General features: G+C 73.2%; 12 protein-coding genes. 5 read left to right on the forward strand and 7 right to left on the reverse strand.

The window, feature by feature from the left end; genetic code table 11:
* Nucleotides 1-109: 109 nt before the first annotated feature.
* Nucleotides 110-1,090, reverse strand: a complete 981-nt coding sequence (locus ACWDRR_RS36015; RefSeq protein ID WP_449776484.1) for a zinc-binding dehydrogenase — start codon at nt 1,088-1,090, stop codon at nt 110-112.
* 83 nt (nt 1,091-1,173) lie between these two features.
* A complete protein-coding gene (locus tag ACWDRR_RS36020) occupies nt 1,174-1,758 on the reverse strand; it encodes a TetR/AcrR family transcriptional regulator (protein ID WP_449776485.1) in 585 nt (194 codons plus the stop codon).
* Between the two features lie 708 nt (nt 1,759-2,466).
* Here ACWDRR_RS36020 and ACWDRR_RS36025 point away from each other — a divergent pair.
* On the forward strand, nt 2,467-3,288 hold the full coding sequence (locus ACWDRR_RS36025) for a DUF1259 domain-containing protein (RefSeq protein ID WP_449776486.1): 822 nt from the start codon (nt 2,467-2,469) through the stop codon (nt 3,286-3,288).
* 188 nt (nt 3,289-3,476) lie between these two features.
* Here ACWDRR_RS36025 and ACWDRR_RS36030 read toward each other — a convergent pair whose 3' ends face one another.
* Together ACWDRR_RS36030 and ACWDRR_RS36035 are read right to left on the reverse strand one after the other, a co-directional pair.
* Nucleotides 3,477-4,325 (reverse strand): alpha/beta fold hydrolase, encoded by an 849-nt coding sequence (locus tag ACWDRR_RS36030; protein ID WP_449776487.1) that lies wholly within the window; start codon nt 4,323-4,325, stop codon nt 3,477-3,479.
* Between the two features lie 116 nt (nt 4,326-4,441).
* The gene (locus ACWDRR_RS36035) at nt 4,442-5,128 is read right to left on the reverse strand and encodes an alpha/beta fold hydrolase (RefSeq protein ID WP_449776488.1); all 687 of its coding nucleotides are present in this window, start codon (nt 5,126-5,128) and stop codon (nt 4,442-4,444) included.
* Between the two features lie 211 nt (nt 5,129-5,339).
* On the opposite strand from ACWDRR_RS36035, the gene ACWDRR_RS36040 reads away from it, so the two are divergent.
* Nucleotides 5,340-8,123: a helix-turn-helix transcriptional regulator gene (locus ACWDRR_RS36040; protein WP_449776489.1), complete on the forward strand. Its 2,784-nt coding sequence runs from the start codon at nt 5,340-5,342 to the stop codon at nt 8,121-8,123.
* 77 nt (nt 8,124-8,200) lie between these two features.
* On the opposite strand, the gene ACWDRR_RS36045 is transcribed toward ACWDRR_RS36040, so the two are convergent.
* Together ACWDRR_RS36045 and ACWDRR_RS36050 are read right to left on the reverse strand one after the other, a co-directional pair.
* The gene (locus tag ACWDRR_RS36045; protein ID WP_449776490.1) at nt 8,201-10,498 is read right to left on the reverse strand and encodes a helix-turn-helix domain-containing protein; all 2,298 of its coding nucleotides are present in this window, start codon (nt 10,496-10,498) and stop codon (nt 8,201-8,203) included.
* Between the two features lie 313 nt (nt 10,499-10,811).
* Nucleotides 10,812-11,342: a hypothetical protein gene (locus ACWDRR_RS36050; protein WP_449776491.1), complete on the reverse strand. Its 531-nt coding sequence runs from the start codon at nt 11,340-11,342 to the stop codon at nt 10,812-10,814.
* Between the two features lie 784 nt (nt 11,343-12,126).
* Between ACWDRR_RS36050 and ACWDRR_RS36055 the strand changes: the two genes are divergently transcribed.
* Both ACWDRR_RS36055 and ACWDRR_RS36060 read left to right on the forward strand, forming a co-directional pair.
* The gene (locus ACWDRR_RS36055) at nt 12,127-13,275 is read left to right on the forward strand and encodes a lactonase family protein (RefSeq protein ID WP_449776492.1); all 1,149 of its coding nucleotides are present in this window, start codon (nt 12,127-12,129) and stop codon (nt 13,273-13,275) included.
* Nucleotides 13,276-13,653: 378 nt separating this feature from the next.
* Nucleotides 13,654-14,073 (forward strand): nuclear transport factor 2 family protein, encoded by a 420-nt coding sequence (locus ACWDRR_RS36060; protein ID WP_449776493.1) that lies wholly within the window; start codon nt 13,654-13,656, stop codon nt 14,071-14,073.
* 148 nt (nt 14,074-14,221) lie between these two features.
* Here the strand turns inward: ACWDRR_RS36060 and ACWDRR_RS36065 are convergent, their stop codons facing one another.
* Nucleotides 14,222-15,268: a nuclear transport factor 2 family protein gene (locus ACWDRR_RS36065; RefSeq protein WP_449776494.1), complete on the reverse strand. Its 1,047-nt coding sequence runs from the start codon at nt 15,266-15,268 to the stop codon at nt 14,222-14,224.
* A 265-nt stretch (nt 15,269-15,533) separates the two neighbouring features.
* Between ACWDRR_RS36065 and ACWDRR_RS36070 the strand changes: the two genes are divergently transcribed.
* Complete coding sequence (locus ACWDRR_RS36070) at nt 15,534-16,505, forward strand: GlxA family transcriptional regulator (RefSeq protein WP_449776495.1); 972 nt, start codon at nt 15,534-15,536, stop codon at nt 16,503-16,505.
* The last annotated feature ends 305 nt before the right edge of the window (nt 16,506-16,810 follow it).

Genomic DNA, 16,810 nt, shown 5'->3' on the forward strand with positions numbered 1-16,810 from the left:
GGCCTCACGCTTCACGAACGTCCCCGCACCGCGGGCGCGACACCCGGCAGACCGACAGGCCGGCGGGTCGCCCGCCCGCCTGCCGGGTGTCGCGGGGTCCGCGAGCGAATCAGTCGAGGGTAACGACCATCTTTCCCAGGGCCCGGCCCGCCTCCATCACCCGATGGGCCTCGACGATCTCGTCGAACCGGAAGACCCGGGTGGGGCGGGCATTCAGGGCACCGGCCTCGACCTGGGCGTAGATCGCGTCCAACGGGATGTCCGAGAGGGGGTATGCCGGGGTTCCCAGGACGAAGGCGCTGCCGAAGAAGCTCAGCCGGACGCCGCTGGGCAGGTCGGCGATCGGGTCGAAGTCCGCCACCGGCGCGAATCCGCCGAGGAAGCCGGCCTGGCAGACCCGCCCGCGCGGACCGACCGCGGCCAGCGAGTCACGCAGCACGGTGTTGCCCACGATGTCGAGCAGCGCGTCGACGACAACGCCCCGCCGGTCGACCTCCACCGCCAGCCGGCCGTCGTCGATCAGGACGTCGGCGGCCCCGAGTTCCTTGAGCAGGACCGCGTGCACCGGGTTGCGGGTCGTGGCGAGCACGCTCGCTCCGTACTGCACGCCGAGGTTGACCGCCGCCTGTCCGAGGGAGGAGGTCGCACCGCGGACCAGCAGCGTCTCGCCCGGCTGCAGGGCGAGGTTGCCGTGCAGGGCACTGTACGCCGTCGCGTACACCTCGGGCACCGCGGCCAGATCGGCCCAGGGCAGCCGCGAGTTCACGACCACCACATTGGTGGCGGGGACGCTCACCAGTTCCGCGTAGCTGCCGTTGCGGGTCCGTCCCATCCCGCCGAGTATCGCCACCACCCGCGTTCCGACGGGGAGTTCACCCGAGGGGTCGGCCTCGACCAGGCCGGCGCACTCGATGCCCGGAACGGCGGCCACCGGGCCCCAGGCGCCGCTGCGCATGTACGCCTCGGCATGGTTGAGGCCGAACGCCTTGACCCTGATGAGGATCTCGCCGGGCGCGGCCACCGGGTCGGGCAGTTCGGTGACGGTGAGCACCTCGGGGCCGCCGTGGGTGGAGATGACAATGGCCTTCATGTCCGAACCTCGTTCTTGAGTAGTCATTCAAGTATTGGGCCGACGAAAGGGCCACCGCCCACGGTGGCCCGATCGTCGTACCGTCAGGCGAGTGTGACGAACGCGTTGTCGACGATCGCCCGCAGGACCGCCTCGTCGGGGTTCGCCTTGCCGACGACCATGAGCCCCTGACAGGTCGCGACCAGCAGCTTGGCGCTGCCCCCCGCATCCAGCGAGGCTCGCACCTCACCCCGGCGGACGGCGTTCTCCAGGGCGTGGGTCATGCACTGCTCCAGCCGCGCCAGGTGGCCGCGCACGACCGCCGCCGCCTCGTCGTCCTCGGCGGCGTTCTCGATCGCCGTGTTGACCAGGAGGCAGCCCTGGCGCCCTTCGGGGCTGAGCAGGTCGCGCACCAGCCCGTCGAAGTAGCCGCGCACCTGCGCCACCGACGCGCCCGGCGCCGCCAGCTCGCCCAGCTTCTGCGGCACGACCAGCTTCGAGTAGCGCTCCAGGGACTTCACGAAGAGTGCGTGCTTGCCGCCGGGGAACGCGCTGTAGATGCTGCCGGGCTTGACCCCCGTGGCCTTCACCAGGTCCTCGATGGACGTGGCCCGGTACCCGCGCTCCCAGAACCGCAGCATCGCCTGGTCGAGCACGGTGTCGGGGTCGAACTCGCGGGGCCTGGGCATGGAAGGAACATACATGAGCGACCATTCAAGAACAAGGGTCACCCGAGCCACAGGCCGAGCAGGCCGATCACCCGCCCTTCGCCGCACCGGCCGTAGGGCGGCGCCGTGGACGCCCTGGGCCCCGCGCCGGCCTCTGGAGCAGGAAGGGGCGCGGACCGGACCGGCCCGGCCGGGTGAGAGGGTGCAGCGGGCGGCGTTCTGCGGTCTCCTGGAGATGAGCCGTCTCGGCTCCGCAGGGGCAGACCGCGATGCCGACGACGACGGGCCCGCCGAGTACCGGTGAGCACCGACTGATCCGCCTCCCGGGCCCACCAGCTCCCGCCCGTTCCCGGCCGGGCCCGGTCCAAGGGGTTCGACTGGGGCCCGTGGACGGTCACCGCTGCTGTGCCTCGTTCTCCCCCGGGTCGCCGCCCTGGACGTTGTCCTCGGCCCGGCCCGGCCCCGCCTCGGGTTCCCCGACACCGGTGCGGCCGGTACGGCGTGGCGCTTCAGTGGTTCGGCGGCCCCGCCCGGTTTCATGGTCCTGACCGGCTGTCTGGCGGAGGAGCTGATCTGGTGAGCGGGGTTCCGGCACGGGGAGCGGTGGATGTCCGGGGCAACCCGTCACGTCGGCGGCTGCTGGCCGCGGCGGCCGCGGCGCCGGCGCTGATGGGACCCGCTCCGAGGGCGGCCGCGGCGGAACCCGCCCGGCGGCAGACGGTACTGTCGGTGCCGACGACGGCGGCGGACTGGACCGGGGTGGCCGATCTCCTGGGCCGGCCGGGCACGATGGCGGACGAATCGGTCTACCGCGTGCGCTTCACCCGCCAGGAACTGCCGGTGACCACCTACGGCGTCCGGCTGTTGGTGGGCTCCTACGCCGCGTTCACCCGCTACGAGGACGGCGGGACACTGCTGATGGGCAGCCTGTCGGTCACCGAGGCCGAACTGCAGCCCGCCGTCGACGCGCTGCACGCGGGCGGGCTGGAGCTGACCGCGGTCCACAAGCACCTGCTCGCCCACGAGCCGACCATGTGGTGGGCCCACTTCCACGGACACGCGCTCGACCCCCTGGCCCTGGCCCGCGGCGTGAGAGCCGCGCTGGCCGTCACGACGACGCCCTCCACCGCACCGGCCGTCTCGCAGCCGGAGGTCGACCTGGACACCGCCGCCATCGAGGACGCGCTGAACGCGAAAGGCCTCAACGACAGCGGAATCCACCGGTTCACCTTCAACCGCCGGGAAACGGTCACCGACCACGGACGCGTCCTGCCCCCGGCCACGGGCATGACCACCCTCATCAGCTTCCAGCCGGTCGGCAACGGCCGGGCCGCGGTCAACGGCGACTTCGCCATGACCGCCGGCGAGGTCCAGAACGTACTGAAAGCGCTGCGGCGCGGCGGGATCGACATCGTCGAGCTCCACAACCACGGCCTCACGGAAGACCCCCGCCTCTTCTTCGCCCACTTCTGGGCGCTCGACGACGGTGTGGCCCTGGCCCGCACGCTGCGCTCGGCCCTGGACGCCACCAACACCGTCCCCGCAGCCTGACCGCGATCGCCAGCCGCACCACCCGGGCCTTCCTCTCCCCCGTCGAACCGCCCGGACAGACCCCTTGGGTTCACCCCCGGCCCCGTCGGCGGCTGCCGCCGCTTCGCTGCGGCTGTCCCTCCGCAGGCCGGCTCGGTGCCGGCCTGCGGAGGGAACGGCGGTGGCCGCCCCTGCGGCTCGCTGACGGGTCAGCCGATCGCCCTGGCGGCGTCGTCGATGAGGCCGGCGACGATCCTGGGGTGGCTGAGCATCACGACGTGGGAGGAGGTCGGCACCTCGACGACCTTGCGGGCGTTGGCACGGGCGTACATCCAGCGCTCGCAGGCGGGCGGGATCGCCTTGTCGCGGCCGGCGACCAGGCCCCAGGACGGGATCGTCCGCCAGGCCGCGGCCGTCGTCGGGAAGGTGAAGGAGTCGGCGTCGAACGGCCGCTGCGTGGCCTGGAGGATCCGGAACTCGGCCGCGGAGATGTCGGCGGCGAAGGCGGCCTGGCCGTTCTTGCCGAGGTAGAAGTCGGTCCCGGTCGTGCCGTCGGCCTTGGTGTACGGCACCGGGACACTCACCGGAAGGACCTCGCTGCCGGGGAACTTCCCGATGAGCTCGCCCTGCGTCTCGCCCACGTCGGGCACGAACGCGGCGACGTACACCAGGGCCTTGACGTTCGCCTTCCCGGCGGCTGCGTTGGTGATGACCGTTCCGCCCATGGAGTGGGCGACCAGCACGACCGGTCCGGTGATGCTGTCCAGCAGGCTGGCGATGTAGGGGGCGTCGGTCGGGATGCCGCGCAGCGGGTTGGCTCCGCAGATGGTGGTGTAGCCCTTGTGCTGCAGCTCGCCGATGGTGGCGTTCCAGCAGGAGGAGTCGGCGTAGCCGCCGTGCACCAGGACGATGGTGGGTTTCACCCCGGGCTTCCTCTCATCGGGGCCGCTCGGGGCCGCGGCGGCGGCCGTCCCTCCGGCACCTGCCGTCAGCGCGGCCGATCCGGCCAGCGCCGCTCCTGCGGCGAGCATCGTGCGGCGGGAAAACTCCGTACTCATGGGACTCCTTGTCACGTTGGATCGGGGGGGTCACGTTGGATCGGCTGGTCACGTCGGATCGGGGGGTCACCTTGGATCCGATGGTCACGTCGGATCGGGGGACCGCCGGGCCGGGGTCAGCCGCGCGCGGCCTTCTTGATCACGTCGGCGGTGGCCGCGACCTGGGAGAGGTAGACCGAGTGGCTGCCGGGTGCCTCGACGGTGGTGGCACCGATCCGCTCGGCCATCGCGTGCTGGGCCGGCGGCGGGATCATGCGGTCGTCGGCGGCGACCAGGTACCAGGACGGCTTGAAGCGCCAGGCCGGCTGGGACACCGCGCCGTTGAGGGCGTCCACGCCCCAGGGGACCTGGGAGTCGGCCATGAAGCGGGCCTGTGCCGTCGGCAGGTCGCCGGCGAAGGACTCGGGGAACCTGTCCCGGTCCAGGAACAGGAAGCCGTCGACCGGCGGCAGGATCGGCGGCACCGGGGCACCGGGCGCAGGGTCGGCGATCAGGGTGGCGACCGACTCGCCCTTGTCGGGGGCGAACGCGGCGATGTAGACCAGTGCCGCCACCTTCTCGTGCGTGCCGGCCTCGGTGATGACCGCGCCACCGTAGGAATGCCCGACCAGGGTGACGGGACCGGGCACGCCCTCGATCACCTGGTGGGTGGTGGCCACGTCACCCTCCAGGGAGAGGGTGGGGTTCTGGACGACGGCCACGTGATAGCCGTCGGCCTTCAGCACGTCGTAGACGCCTTGCCACCCGGAGCCGTCCACGAAGCCTCCGTGAACGAGTACGACACTGCCGCGGGTCTGGTCCATCGCTCCTCCAATCCTGTGCGGGGCCGGACATCCGGTCCCGCCTGTGACGGTACGAGCGCCGACACCGGCTCCGCTCCCGTCATCTGACGTAGTGGCGTCGCGTACTGACGATGCGCCACGGCACTTTTGCCCGTGGTTCTGCCTGGCTCGCCGACCTGTCCGACGACTTCAATGAAGGCATCCCGAACACCTGCGGTGGAGGCACGGCACCATGCTCGACGAATCGGCCCCGGGCACGACACCCGACACTCCGCACGGGACACTGGTCGGCCGGTCGCCGGACCTGGCGCGGTTCGACGACTTCATCGCCGGTATCCCGGATACGGGTGGATCCGTGGTGCTGCTGGGCGAGCCCGGTGTGGGCAAGACGGCCCTGCTGGGCGCCGCGGCCGCCGGGGCAACAGCCCGCGGGCTGCGGGTGCTGCGGGCCACCGGCGTCCAGTACCGCGCCCAGGCCCGCTACTCGGTCCTGGCGCTGCTGCTGACGGCCACGCCCGAGCTGCGCGACGCCGTGACCGGGGCACCGGTCCTGGCCGCGGCGCTGGGGCTCGAACCGGGGATCGCCCACGGCCCCGACACGGTCGCCGAGGCCGTGGTCCTGCTGCTCAAGAGCCTGTCCACCGTCCGGCCCGGCCTGCTGGTGCTCGACGACGTGCAGTGGTTCGACCGCTCCAGCGCCGCCGTCCTGGAACGGGTCGCACGCCGGCTCGCCGGGACCGGCACGGGGTTGGTGTGCGCCGCCAGACCGGGGGAGGAGAGCTTCTTCGACCACGTCGGCCTGCCGGTCCACGAACTGAGCCCGCTGAGCCCGGCCGACTCCGAGGAACTGCTCACCCACCGGTTCCCGGCGCTGGCCGCGCGGGTCCGGCGCCGGCTGATCGCCGATGCCGAGGGGAATCCGCTGGCCCTGCTGGAGCTCCCCGCCGCCCTCACCGACCCGCAGCGCACCGCGGCGGCGCCGTTGCCGCAGCGCATCCCGCTGACCCAGCGGCTGCAGGCGGCCTTCGCCGCCCGCATCGAGACCCTGCCGGCCCCCACCAGGCACCTGCTGCTGGTCGCGGCGCTGGAGGGCAGCGGCAACCTGCAGGTCGTGCGGCGCGCCGTGGCCGGCCGCTGCGGCCTCAAGCACCTGGCGCCGGCCGAGCGCGTGCAACTGGTCCACATCGACGACGCCACCGGCCGGCTGGCCTTCCGGCACTCGCTCATCCGCTCGGCCGTGGTCGACCTGGCGGCCAGCGATCAGCGGCGCAGCGTCCACCGCGCGCTGGCCGAGGCGTGGATCGGCGTGCCCGAGCAGCGGGCCTGGCACCTGGCGAGGGCCTCGATCGAACCCGACCCGGAGATCGCGGCCCTGCTGGAGGAGGCCGCCGAGGTCAGCGCCCGCCGGGGCGACGGGCCGAACGCGGCGGGGGCCCTGGTGCGCGCCGCCGAACTGAGCCCGACCGGAGCGGAACGGGCCCGTCTGCTGGCCAAGGCGGCCTACGTCGGAGCCAGCCTGACCGGGATCCTGCGGGAGGTCCCCCACCTGCTGGAGGACGCCCGCCGGGCCGACCCCGAGGCCGACTCACTGCCTGCGGCGATGGCCGCCTCGGTGTTCCTGCTCAACAGCCACGGCGACGTCGACACGGCCTTCCGGCTGCTCGGCGGGGCCATCACCCAGCAGCGGCGGTCGGCCCACCACCCCGACGCGGCCGTGCCGGAGGCGCTCGCGGTCCTGCTCATGGTCTGCGTGTTCGGAGGGCGCCCCGAACTGTGGGCGGAGTTCGATGCGTTGGCGGCCGGTCTCGACCCGGTCCCGGACACCCTCCACCTGATGCGGACCGTGTTCGGGGACCCGGTGCGGGCCCGGAGGGCGGACTGGGAGCGGCTCGACGTCGCCGCCGCGGCGCTGACCGGCGAGCGCGATCCGGTCCGGATCCTGAAGGTGGCCACGGCCTGCGCCTACGGCGACCGCCTGAATCTGGTCGACGAGCCGCTGCGCCGGATGGCGGCCGGTGGCAGCAGGGGCGACAACATCCTCCCGGCGATCCAGGCCCTGTCCCTGCTGAGCAGCCAAGCGTGGTTCTCCGGACAGTGGCCGCAGGCGCGCCGCCTGTGCCGGGAGGCACTGGACCTGTGCGAGGAGTTCGACCACCCGTTGCGGTCGTGGACGGCGACGTTCACCCTCGGCTGCGTCTCCGCAGCCTGTGGCGAGTTCGACGCGGCCCGCCGTCTTGCCGACCGGATGGACCAGTGGGCCGGTGCCCGGCGGGCCGAGGCCGTACGCCGGTACGCCGCACAGGTCCGGGCCACGATCGCCCTGACGCGGGGCGAATTCGAGCAGGCGTACCGGCACTTGGCCGTCATCTCCGCGCCGGGGACGCTGGCTCCGTTCGTCGGGCAGGCCCTGTGGGTCTTCCTGGACGCCGCCGAGGCCGCGGTGCGCACCGGGCGGCGCGAGCAGGCGCTGAGCCAGGTGGCCGCCGCGCGGGCCGCAGGCCTGCACACCGCCTCGCCGCGGCTGGAGATGGTGGTGCTCGCCGCGGCCGGCCTCGCCGCCGAGGACGACGGCGAGGCCGTGTCCCGGTACCGGGAGGCGCTGGCGGTCGACGGCACCGGGCGCTGGCCGTTCGAACAGGCGCGGATCCGTCTCTACTACGGCGAACGGCTGCGCCGCACCAAGGCACCTGCCCGGGCCCGGGACCTCCTCACCGCTGCGGTCGAGACCTTCGACTGGCTCGGTGCCGCGCCCTGGGCCGTCCGCGCCCGGGCCGAACTGCGCGCCTGCGGTGCACCGGCCCGCGGCACCGGGGAGCGCGGCCTGCTGACTCCCCAGCAGTGGGAGATCGCCCGCCTCGCCGCCCGAGGACTCTCCAACAAGCAGATCGGCGTCCAGCTCGGCCTGTCGCCCCGCACCGTCTCCACCCACCTCTACCAGGTCTTCCCCAAACTCGGGATCACCAGTCGGGCCGCCCTCCGCGACGCACTGGAGCAGGCGGGACCTCCGGTCCGCTAGGGCCTTCGCCCCGGGGCGGGGCCGCGTGGCAGCGCAGGGCGGGGCGGGCCCGCGTGGCAGCGCGGGGCGGGGGCGCCTCAGCCGCCGTCCGTGCCGCTCCATGCCTTCAGCAGCTCCTCCGTCGCCGCGATCTCCGCGGTGGCGTCCGCCGCGGTGAACCGCTCTCGCGCCGCCTCCAAGGTCGAGGTGGCCTCGGTGAGCCGGCCCTGCTGGTGCTGGAGCTGGGCCAGCTTCAGCTGGACGCGGCCCTGGTGGAGTGTCATGCCGGTGCGGGCGGCGTTGTCGGCGGCGGTCCGGTAGGCCGCCTCGGCCAGGTCGTACTGCTGGACCGCCTGGTGCGCCGTGGCCAGGTAGAAGTGACCGGAGGTCAGCAGAACGTCGGCGACGGTCTGCCAGGCCTCGCCCGCCGGCGGGCGGCGGGCGATCTCGAGTCCCACCTGGAGCTGCTCGATCGCCGCGCCGGGTTCACCGAGGCTCAGCTGCGTGACGGCCACCGACATCAGCACGCTGGTGCGGCCCGTCCAGTCGCCGACCCGGGCGAACAGCCGCTCCGACTGCTGGGCGTACGGCAGCGAGGCGGCGGGATCGGTGGTCGTGAGCGCCCGCGCCGCGAAGTACAGGGCCCAGGCCTGCTGACGTTCCGCGCCGGCCTGTTCGGCGATCCGCGCCGCCTCGAGAGCGGACGCCACGGCCTGCTCGGTCTCGCCGTGCTGGGCCGTGGCCCAGGACAGGTTGTACAGCTGCGTCGCGTGCGCGACCGGGTCACCGGCCCGCTCCGCGGCCGCGGCGGACAGCGTGAACAGCTCGCGCCAATGGGCCCACAGCATCCAGTGGTTGGAGAACCAGTGCACCGCGTCCGCGGTCTCGACGGCGAGGTGGTCCCAGCCCTGCGCGGCGGCGATGCGGACCGCGCCGAACCAGTTGTCGGACTCCGCCCGCAGCCAGGACGCAGCCGCCTCCGAGGTGGACAGGTCCACCGGATGCCGCCAGTGCACCGGCTCGGCACCGTGATCGGGGTCGAACCACAGACCGGCGGCGGCCGTCACCTCCAGCAGCCATTCGACCATCGTCCGCGTCAGGGCCGCGCGCTCGGCCGGGTCCTCCTCCGCCGCGAGGCGCTCGGCGGCGAACAGCCGGATCAGGTCGTGGAACCCGTACCGGCCGTCGTCGGACTGGGACAGCAGTCCCAGCTCGTGCAGTTCCTCCAGCACGTCCTCGGTGTCCAGCAGCTCCGCGGCCCGCGGCGGCCGTGCTCCGCCCAGGACCGAGGCCAGGGCCACGTCGAAGTCCGGGCCCGGGACCAGAGCGAGCCGGCGGCACAGGCACCGGGCCGCCATGCTCAGCTGGTCGAACGACATCCGGAACGCCGCCGTGATCTGCAGGTCGCCGGCCCGGATCTGCTCCAGACGCCGTCCGGAGTCGGCCAGCCGGTTTGCCAACTCCCTTGCGGTCCAAGCCGGTCGGGTGGCCAGCCGGTTGCCGACGATGCGCAGCGCCAGCGGCAGCCCGCCGCACACCGCGACCAGTTCGTCGAGGCCCTCGCCGCGCGGGCCGTCGACGTCACCGATGATCGACGCCAGCAGCCGCCGCCCCTCCGTGGCCTCCAGTGTCGGCACCGGCAGCCGGTGGACGCCCTCCAGCCCGGTCAGCAGTCGACGGCTGGTCACCAGCACGAGCCCCGCCCCCGTGCCGGGAAGCAAGGGACGCACCTGCTCCTCGTCCCGGGCGTTGTCCAGGATCAGGACGGCGGGATGCTGCTCGAACAGCGTGCGGAACTGCCCGGACCGGCCGTCGACCTCGTCGTGGATGTCCCGGTCCGCGACTGCCAGCGCCTTGAGCAGACGGAACAGCGCCGCGTGCGCCCCCAACGGCTCGGGATCCAGCCCGCGCAGGTTGACGTAGAGCACGTCGAGACCGCGCGAGTCGGCGATCAGCCGCGCGGCCCGCACCGCGAGGGTGGTCTTGCCGACGCCGCCCGGGCCGGACAGCACCGAGACCGGCACCCCTGAGCCCGCCGTCGCCAGCGAGGCGAGACGGGCCAACTCAGGCTCCCGCCCCGCGAAATCCGGGAGCTCCCGGGGCGGAACGCACCAGCCGGCCGGTGCGGTCACCGGCCGCGGACGCCCGGCCTCCGCGAGCCGCTCCAGACGGACCCGGTCCGCCTCCCCCAGCCCCAGCCCGTCAGCCAGCGCCGTGACCGTCCTGCGCTGCGGCCCCAGGCTGTGCCCCCGCTCCAGCCCGCCGATCGCCCGGACGCTGATCCCGGAGGACTCCGCCAGTGCCTCCAGCGTGAGCCGCGCCCGCTGTCGCAACCGCCGCAGCTCTGCGGCGAACGTGTCCCCGGAGTGCTCCGTGTGCCCGTCAGCACGTGCCATCCCGGCGGCCCCCTCCCGTGCGGATCAATGGCCCGACTCTAGTCGAGGACGCCCAACGGCGAAGGTCCGACAACGAATCGGGGCGGTACGCGGCCTGTTGCCGCCACCGGCGGTCCGTCGGGCCCGCCGCACCACCGCCTGGCCGTCGACGCCGTTCGCCCGACCGCCGTCCCCCGACCGTGTGCGGAGGAGCGCAGGATCTGACCCCCTCGGCACCCCCGCCCCACCGAGGTGACGCCACGGGCCGGCCCCGGCAACCCCGCCCGGGGCGCGAACTCCCGGAACCGGCCCGCGACTCCACCGACTGCCGGGCTCAGCGATCGGCCTGGAAACCGTTGATCTTGCTCAACGGACCGTAACTGCCGTCCTCGTAGACCGGCTGCGTCTGCACGTCCCCGATGATCTGGAAGAGCTTCTTCGCCGGGTCCGCGGTGGTCGGGTTGCAGTTCGGGTACCCGACGTACCAGTAGATGCTGGCCACCCCGTCCCCCTGCACGGGGGGCGAGACCGTGGTGTAGAAGGTCACCACCCCGGCCTTCGCCTCGTTCGGCCCGTTCGGATCGTGCAGCTCCCACCCACCGGAGACCGTCGAGTCCGCGGTGTTCGACGTCACGGTCAGCGACATGTCGTCGTTGAACCGGACGGCCGACACCCCGAGCCACTTGCTGATCGCGCCGTCGAACTGGAACGCCCGCGCCGGGTAGGTGTAGTCCGCGACGTTGCCGCCGCACTGCCCCGCCGCCCGTGGCGCCGCCTGTGCCGTACCGGTCTGCGCGAGCGTTCCCGCCGCGGCGAGCAGTACCACCGCGGCGGCCAGCCGCCTGCGGGCCCCTATGTGCTTCATGGTGTCCGGATTCCTTCGCTCGATCGATTCGTTCGTCAGCGAATCACTGACGGAATCAACCTGCGCAGCCGCCACCGGCGTGCGCAACCGCCCGGAACCGAACAGCTGACCAGGTGCCCACGAACGGAGTCCCGCCGGCGGCATCGGCCACCCCTCCGGAGCGAGCGCTCGGCCGAGTTGCCGCAGCCGCTGCGGCCGGCAGCCGCCGACGTGACGGGTCACCTCGGACCTCCACCGCTCCCCGAGCCGGAACCCCGCTCACCCCATCACGCCGCGCTCGGCACTGGACGCCACCACCACCGTCCCCGCAGTCTGACCGCGATCGCCGCCCGCACCTCCCGGGCCCGCTCGCCCCCGCTTCTCCTCGCCACCACCGTCGCCGTCCTCCTCCTGTGACAGCAGCACGGCCGGGCCTGGGCCGGCCCTGGGCACCACCGGCAGGGCGGTCGGCACCGACCGGCAGCGCATCGGCCGGCTGGGAGCGGCTGCGCGGCGCCGCACCGGTTTGCGCGCGTGAGCAGGCATGACGGGACGAGCGACCGCCACACGCGGCGCGGCGATGCCGCGGCAGAGCATTTCCACGGTTTCTGACGGATCGTCACATACCGTGTCGGCGAGGGGCGGAGCACGGGCGGCCGGCCAGGCCCGTCGGCATCGCCGGTACCCGACCACACCCCTCGTCCACCCCGTCTCCACTCGTGGCCATGCTGCCCGAACCCGGCTCGACCAGAGACGCAGGCCTCCGGCGAGACGTCGACACCGGTCCCCATGGAGGAAGAACATCGTGCAGAAGATCACCCGAATCGGCGTGGCCGTCGCGACCGCGCTCGCCACAGCCGCCGTATGCGCTCCGTCCGTGTCCGCGGCGGCACGCGGCGGCGGCGAACACCCCCTCGGCGGCCACCACGCGGTCTTCGTCCAGACCGACGACCCCGCGGGCAACCGGATCATCGCCTACCACCGCGCGGACGACGGGCAGCTCGCCCAGACGGCCGCCTACGACACCCACGGCCTCGGCGGCGTCCTCGCCGGGTCGGTCGCCGACCACCTCGCCTCCCAGGGGTCCCTGACCTACGACCCGCGCCACGCCCTGCTGTACGCCGTCAACGCCGGCAGCGACACCGTCTCCGTGTTCTCCGTGGACGGCGACCGCCTCGCCCTGCGGCAGGTCGTCGGCTCCGGCGGCCGCTTCCCGGTCAGCGTCGCCGTGCACGACGACGTCGTGTACGTGCTCAACGCCCTGGACGGCGGCTCGATCCAGGGCTACACCGTCCACGACGGCCGTCTGGACGAGCGGGCCGATTGGAACCGCTGCCTGGGGCTCGACCCGGACGCCACGCCCCAGTTCACCAACACCCCCGGGCAGGTGGGCTTCACCGGCGACGGGTCCCAGCTCGTCGTCACCACCAAGGCGAACGGCAGCAACCTCCTGGTCTTCAACCTGGACCACTCCGGCGCCCCCGCCGACTCGCCCGTCGTCACGAACCTGCCGGGCGCCGTGCCGTTCGCGTTCGTCCCCAACGGCGGGCACGGCCTGTTCCTGGCCGAGGCCGGGACGAACGCCGTCGCGACGTTCGCCGTCCACCCGGACGGCACCGCCTCGCAGGAGGCGTTCGCGCCCACCGGCCAGTCCGCCACCTGCTGGATCGTCGCCGTCCGCGACCTGCTCTACGCCTCCAACGCGGGCAGCTCGACCCTCAGCGGCTTCCGGACCTCCGACCACGGCCGCCGGCTGACCGCCCTGGGCAACACGCCGACGAATCCCGGCACCGTCGACGCCGCGGTCTCCTCCGACGGGCACTACCTCTACGCCCAGACCGGGGTCAACGGCATCGTCGACGAGTTCGCCGTCAACGACGACGGATCACTCACCCCGCTGGGCTCCCGGACCGTGCCGGGCGGAGCCGGTGGCGAAGGCATCGTCGCCTTCTGACGCCGAGGACGTCCGTGAGCGTCTCCCGGCGGGGTCCGACCCGCCTTCCGACTGACCCTGGATCCGCAACGGGATCCGTCGGCCCCGCCCGGGAGGCGTTCGTGTGCGGCCACCGGCCGCCGTCCTGCCCCGGCGGGCGGCTGCGCCAGCCCGGCCAGGGCGCCGAGCGCATCCTGCAGCGGACCGGCTCACCCACGCGCCGATGGCTTGACCCGTCAAGTTGCAGCCTGCACTCGTCGGCCCCTGGACCGCACCAAAGATGACGTCGTCCTGAACCTAGTGCGCCCGAGTGACTTGAAGGTTAAAGTGAATACGTGAAGGGCGCCACTCCGGGCGCCGCCTCGTCACCTTCACGTGGCACGGATCAGGAGAACCGACATGTCACTGGACAACGAGAAGATCATTCGCAACGCCTACCAGGCCGCCGAGGACAAGGACGTCGCCGGGTGGGTCGCCGCCTTCACCGAGGACGGGACCTTCACCGACGAGTCCATCCCGTTCACCTACCGGGGCGCGGCCGAGTTGGGGAAGACCGTCGAGGTCTACGCGAAGGCGTTCCCCGACATGCACCGTGAACTCGGCCGGTTCTACGTGACCGGCGACGTGGTCATCGTGCAGCTGCGCCTGCAGGGGACCCACCTGGGGCCGCTCGAACTGCCCTCGGGCACGATTCCGCCGACCGGCAGGCGGATGGACGCCCCGTGCTGCGACGTGTTCGAGCTGGTCGACGGCAAGATCAAGCGGTTCGACTGCTACGCGGAGGGCTCCGTCATCGCCGCCCAGCTCGGGCTGGCCTGAGCGAGGAGCCACTCGTGAACACCCTCAGGATCGCCGTGATCCTCGGCAGCACCCGCCCCGGCCGCAACGGGAAGGCCGTCGCCGACCGGGTCGTCGACCGGGCGGGCGCCCGCACCGGCGCCGGGCCGCAAGGCTCCCGAGAACCGGGTCAGCCGAAGAACGGGTCGTCCACGACGTGCGCCCAGCCGCCGTCCGGCCGGCGTCGGAGGACCTCCGTGGTCGTGGAGACCACCGGCTCGACGCCGACGCCCGTCAGGGTGGCGGTGTTCGACACCAGGGCGACGTCGTCCACCTGCCGGATGTCGCGCAGCTCGAGCTCGAGACGGGCACCGGTGTCGATCAGCCGCTGCAGGGCCTTCCGGATGGCCTCGGTGCCCACCAGGTGGGTGCCCGGGGCGGGGACGAAGTGCGCGTTCGGCTCGTACAGCGACAGGAGACCCTCAAGGTCACCGGCCTCCAGGTACTCCATGAACATCACCCCCACCTGCTCCGGCGTCTCCGCGCGGCGCCGGGCGACGGCGTCGACGGGCTGGTCGCCCCAGCCTGCCGCGGCCAGCAGGTCGTACCAGCCGGGCTGAGCACCATGGGGCAGGTGGTGGCGCAGCAGCGTTCCGGGGAAGCTCATCGGGGACGCCTTCTGCGGCTTGGGCCTGGCCTGGGCGACGATCGCGTCGCTCAGCGCGTAGGCCAGGTCCATGCGAGGGAGCAGGGCGTGCACCTCGTCGGCGAGGCCGGCCGGAAGGCTCTCGCGCCGGACTCCGAGGATGTCGGTACCGATGCCGGCCTGTGCCAGCGCCACCTCGGCGCCCTTCCGCACGGCGATGCCTTCCGACGTGTGCAGCGCGATGGCGTCCCAGGCGATGGCGATGCGGCGTTCCTCCACACCGCGTTCGCGGAGGAACGCCGCCGCGGTGTCGGCACCGTCGACCTCGAAACGCTGGTCGCCGTTGCCCTCCTCGCTCAGCCCGATGTCGTGCAGGACGCAGCTGACGAACAGCAGCTCGTCGTCGTAGTCGGTGCCGGCGCGCAGATCCTGGTGGCGCGCGTGGGCGCGGGCGAAGACGTAGCTGCGGACGCTGTGGTGGAGGACGAAGGCGGGTGTGGCCGTCGCCGCGTAGGCGTAGCTGTCCCGGGCGAGGCGCGTGTCCGGGAGGCTGAGCCGCTCGAAGACGGGCAGGGGTGCGTCGGTGGTCACGGGAGCTCTCTTTCGTTCGCTTCTGCAGGGCCCGGACGGGACGGCGTGATCGCCGGTCGGCGGGCCTCGGAGGATTCGCCTTGAGGTACGTCGTGCCTGGCCGGCAGGGAGGCCGCAGTCCCCCGGACGCTGCCGGCCGGCTGCTCCACCACCGCGCCCGGCGGTGACGGCGGGAGAGCGCCTCCATCGGTCACGCACTGACCGTAGGCGCGAACAGGGCGAGGGAGTCAGTGGCACGCATGCCAGGCAGCGATAGGATCGTGCCATGGGACATCCGACCCCCGGCGGCACCCACCACGTGGTCGTGGTGGCGCTCGAGAACGTCCTCGCACTCGACATCGGGATTCCGTTGCAGGTCTTCGGGAGTTGGCCGGACGGGCCGTACTCGATGACGCTGTGCACGGAACGACCCGGGCTGGTCTCGATGCACGGCGGCCCGCTGTTGTCCGTCGCCGCCGGGTTGGAGGCCCTGGAGACCGCGGACACCGTGATGGTCCCGGGGTACCTGGAGCCCGATCCACCCTCCGCCGCGGTCACCGACGCGCTCGTGGCGGCGGCGGCCCGTGGCAGCCGCATGGTGTCCATCTGCCTGGGGGCCTTCGCCCTCGCCGCCGCCGGTCTGCTGGACGGCCGCCGGGCGACCACACACTGGCGGTACGCCGCAGCGCTGGCCGGGCAGTACCCGCGGGTGGCGGTGCGGCCGGAGGCGCTGTACATCGACGAGGGCCAGGTGCTGACTTCGGGCGGCGTCACGGCGGGCCTCGACCTGTCCCTGCACCTCGTCCGCCGCGATCACGGCGCCCGCCTGGCGAACCAGCGGGCCCGCCTGCTGGTCACCGCCCCCCATCGCACCGGCGGCCAGGCCCCGTTCGCCGACCTTCCGGTGACCGCGGACGCCGCCGGCGGACCGGCGCCGGTGTACGAGTGGGCCCTGCGCCACCTGCACCAGCCGCTCACCGTCGACCAGTTGGCGCGCCGGGCCGGGATGTCCCGCCGCACGCTCATCCGTCGCTTCCACGCCGACACCGGCCGACCGCCCATGCGCTGGCTGCTCGACGCAAGGCTCGGCCGAGCACGGGAGCTCCTGGAATCGAGCGACCTGACGGTCGAAGCGGTGGCGCGGCGCTGCGGCCTGGGCACGCCGGCCAACTTCCGGACCCTCTTCAAGGCACACGTCGGGGTACCGCCGCGCACCTACCGCGAGACGTTCAACCCAACTGCCGCGAACAGCCCTTGACGTCCTCCGTCACCAGCTCCACGCAGGCGTCGGGTTCACCGCCGTCCGCCGTCCGGTACGCCGCGCGCAGCAGGGCCGTGTCCTTCTCGGCGGCGGTGGTCGTCCCGGTGTCCCGTCCGGGACGGCGCCACGAGCCCGGTGGTCGCTCCGGAACGGCACCGCGAGCCCGGTGGTCGCTCCGGGCCGGCTGCCACCCGGTAGCCGCCCCTACGCCGTGACGAGGTCGAGAAGCCCCCGGGCGGGCTCCCCCGGCCCTTCCGGCACGCCCTGCCGGGCGCAGCGCCCGCCGCCGGAGCCTCCTTGAC

The organism is Kitasatospora sp. NPDC003701 (assembly GCF_053587085.1).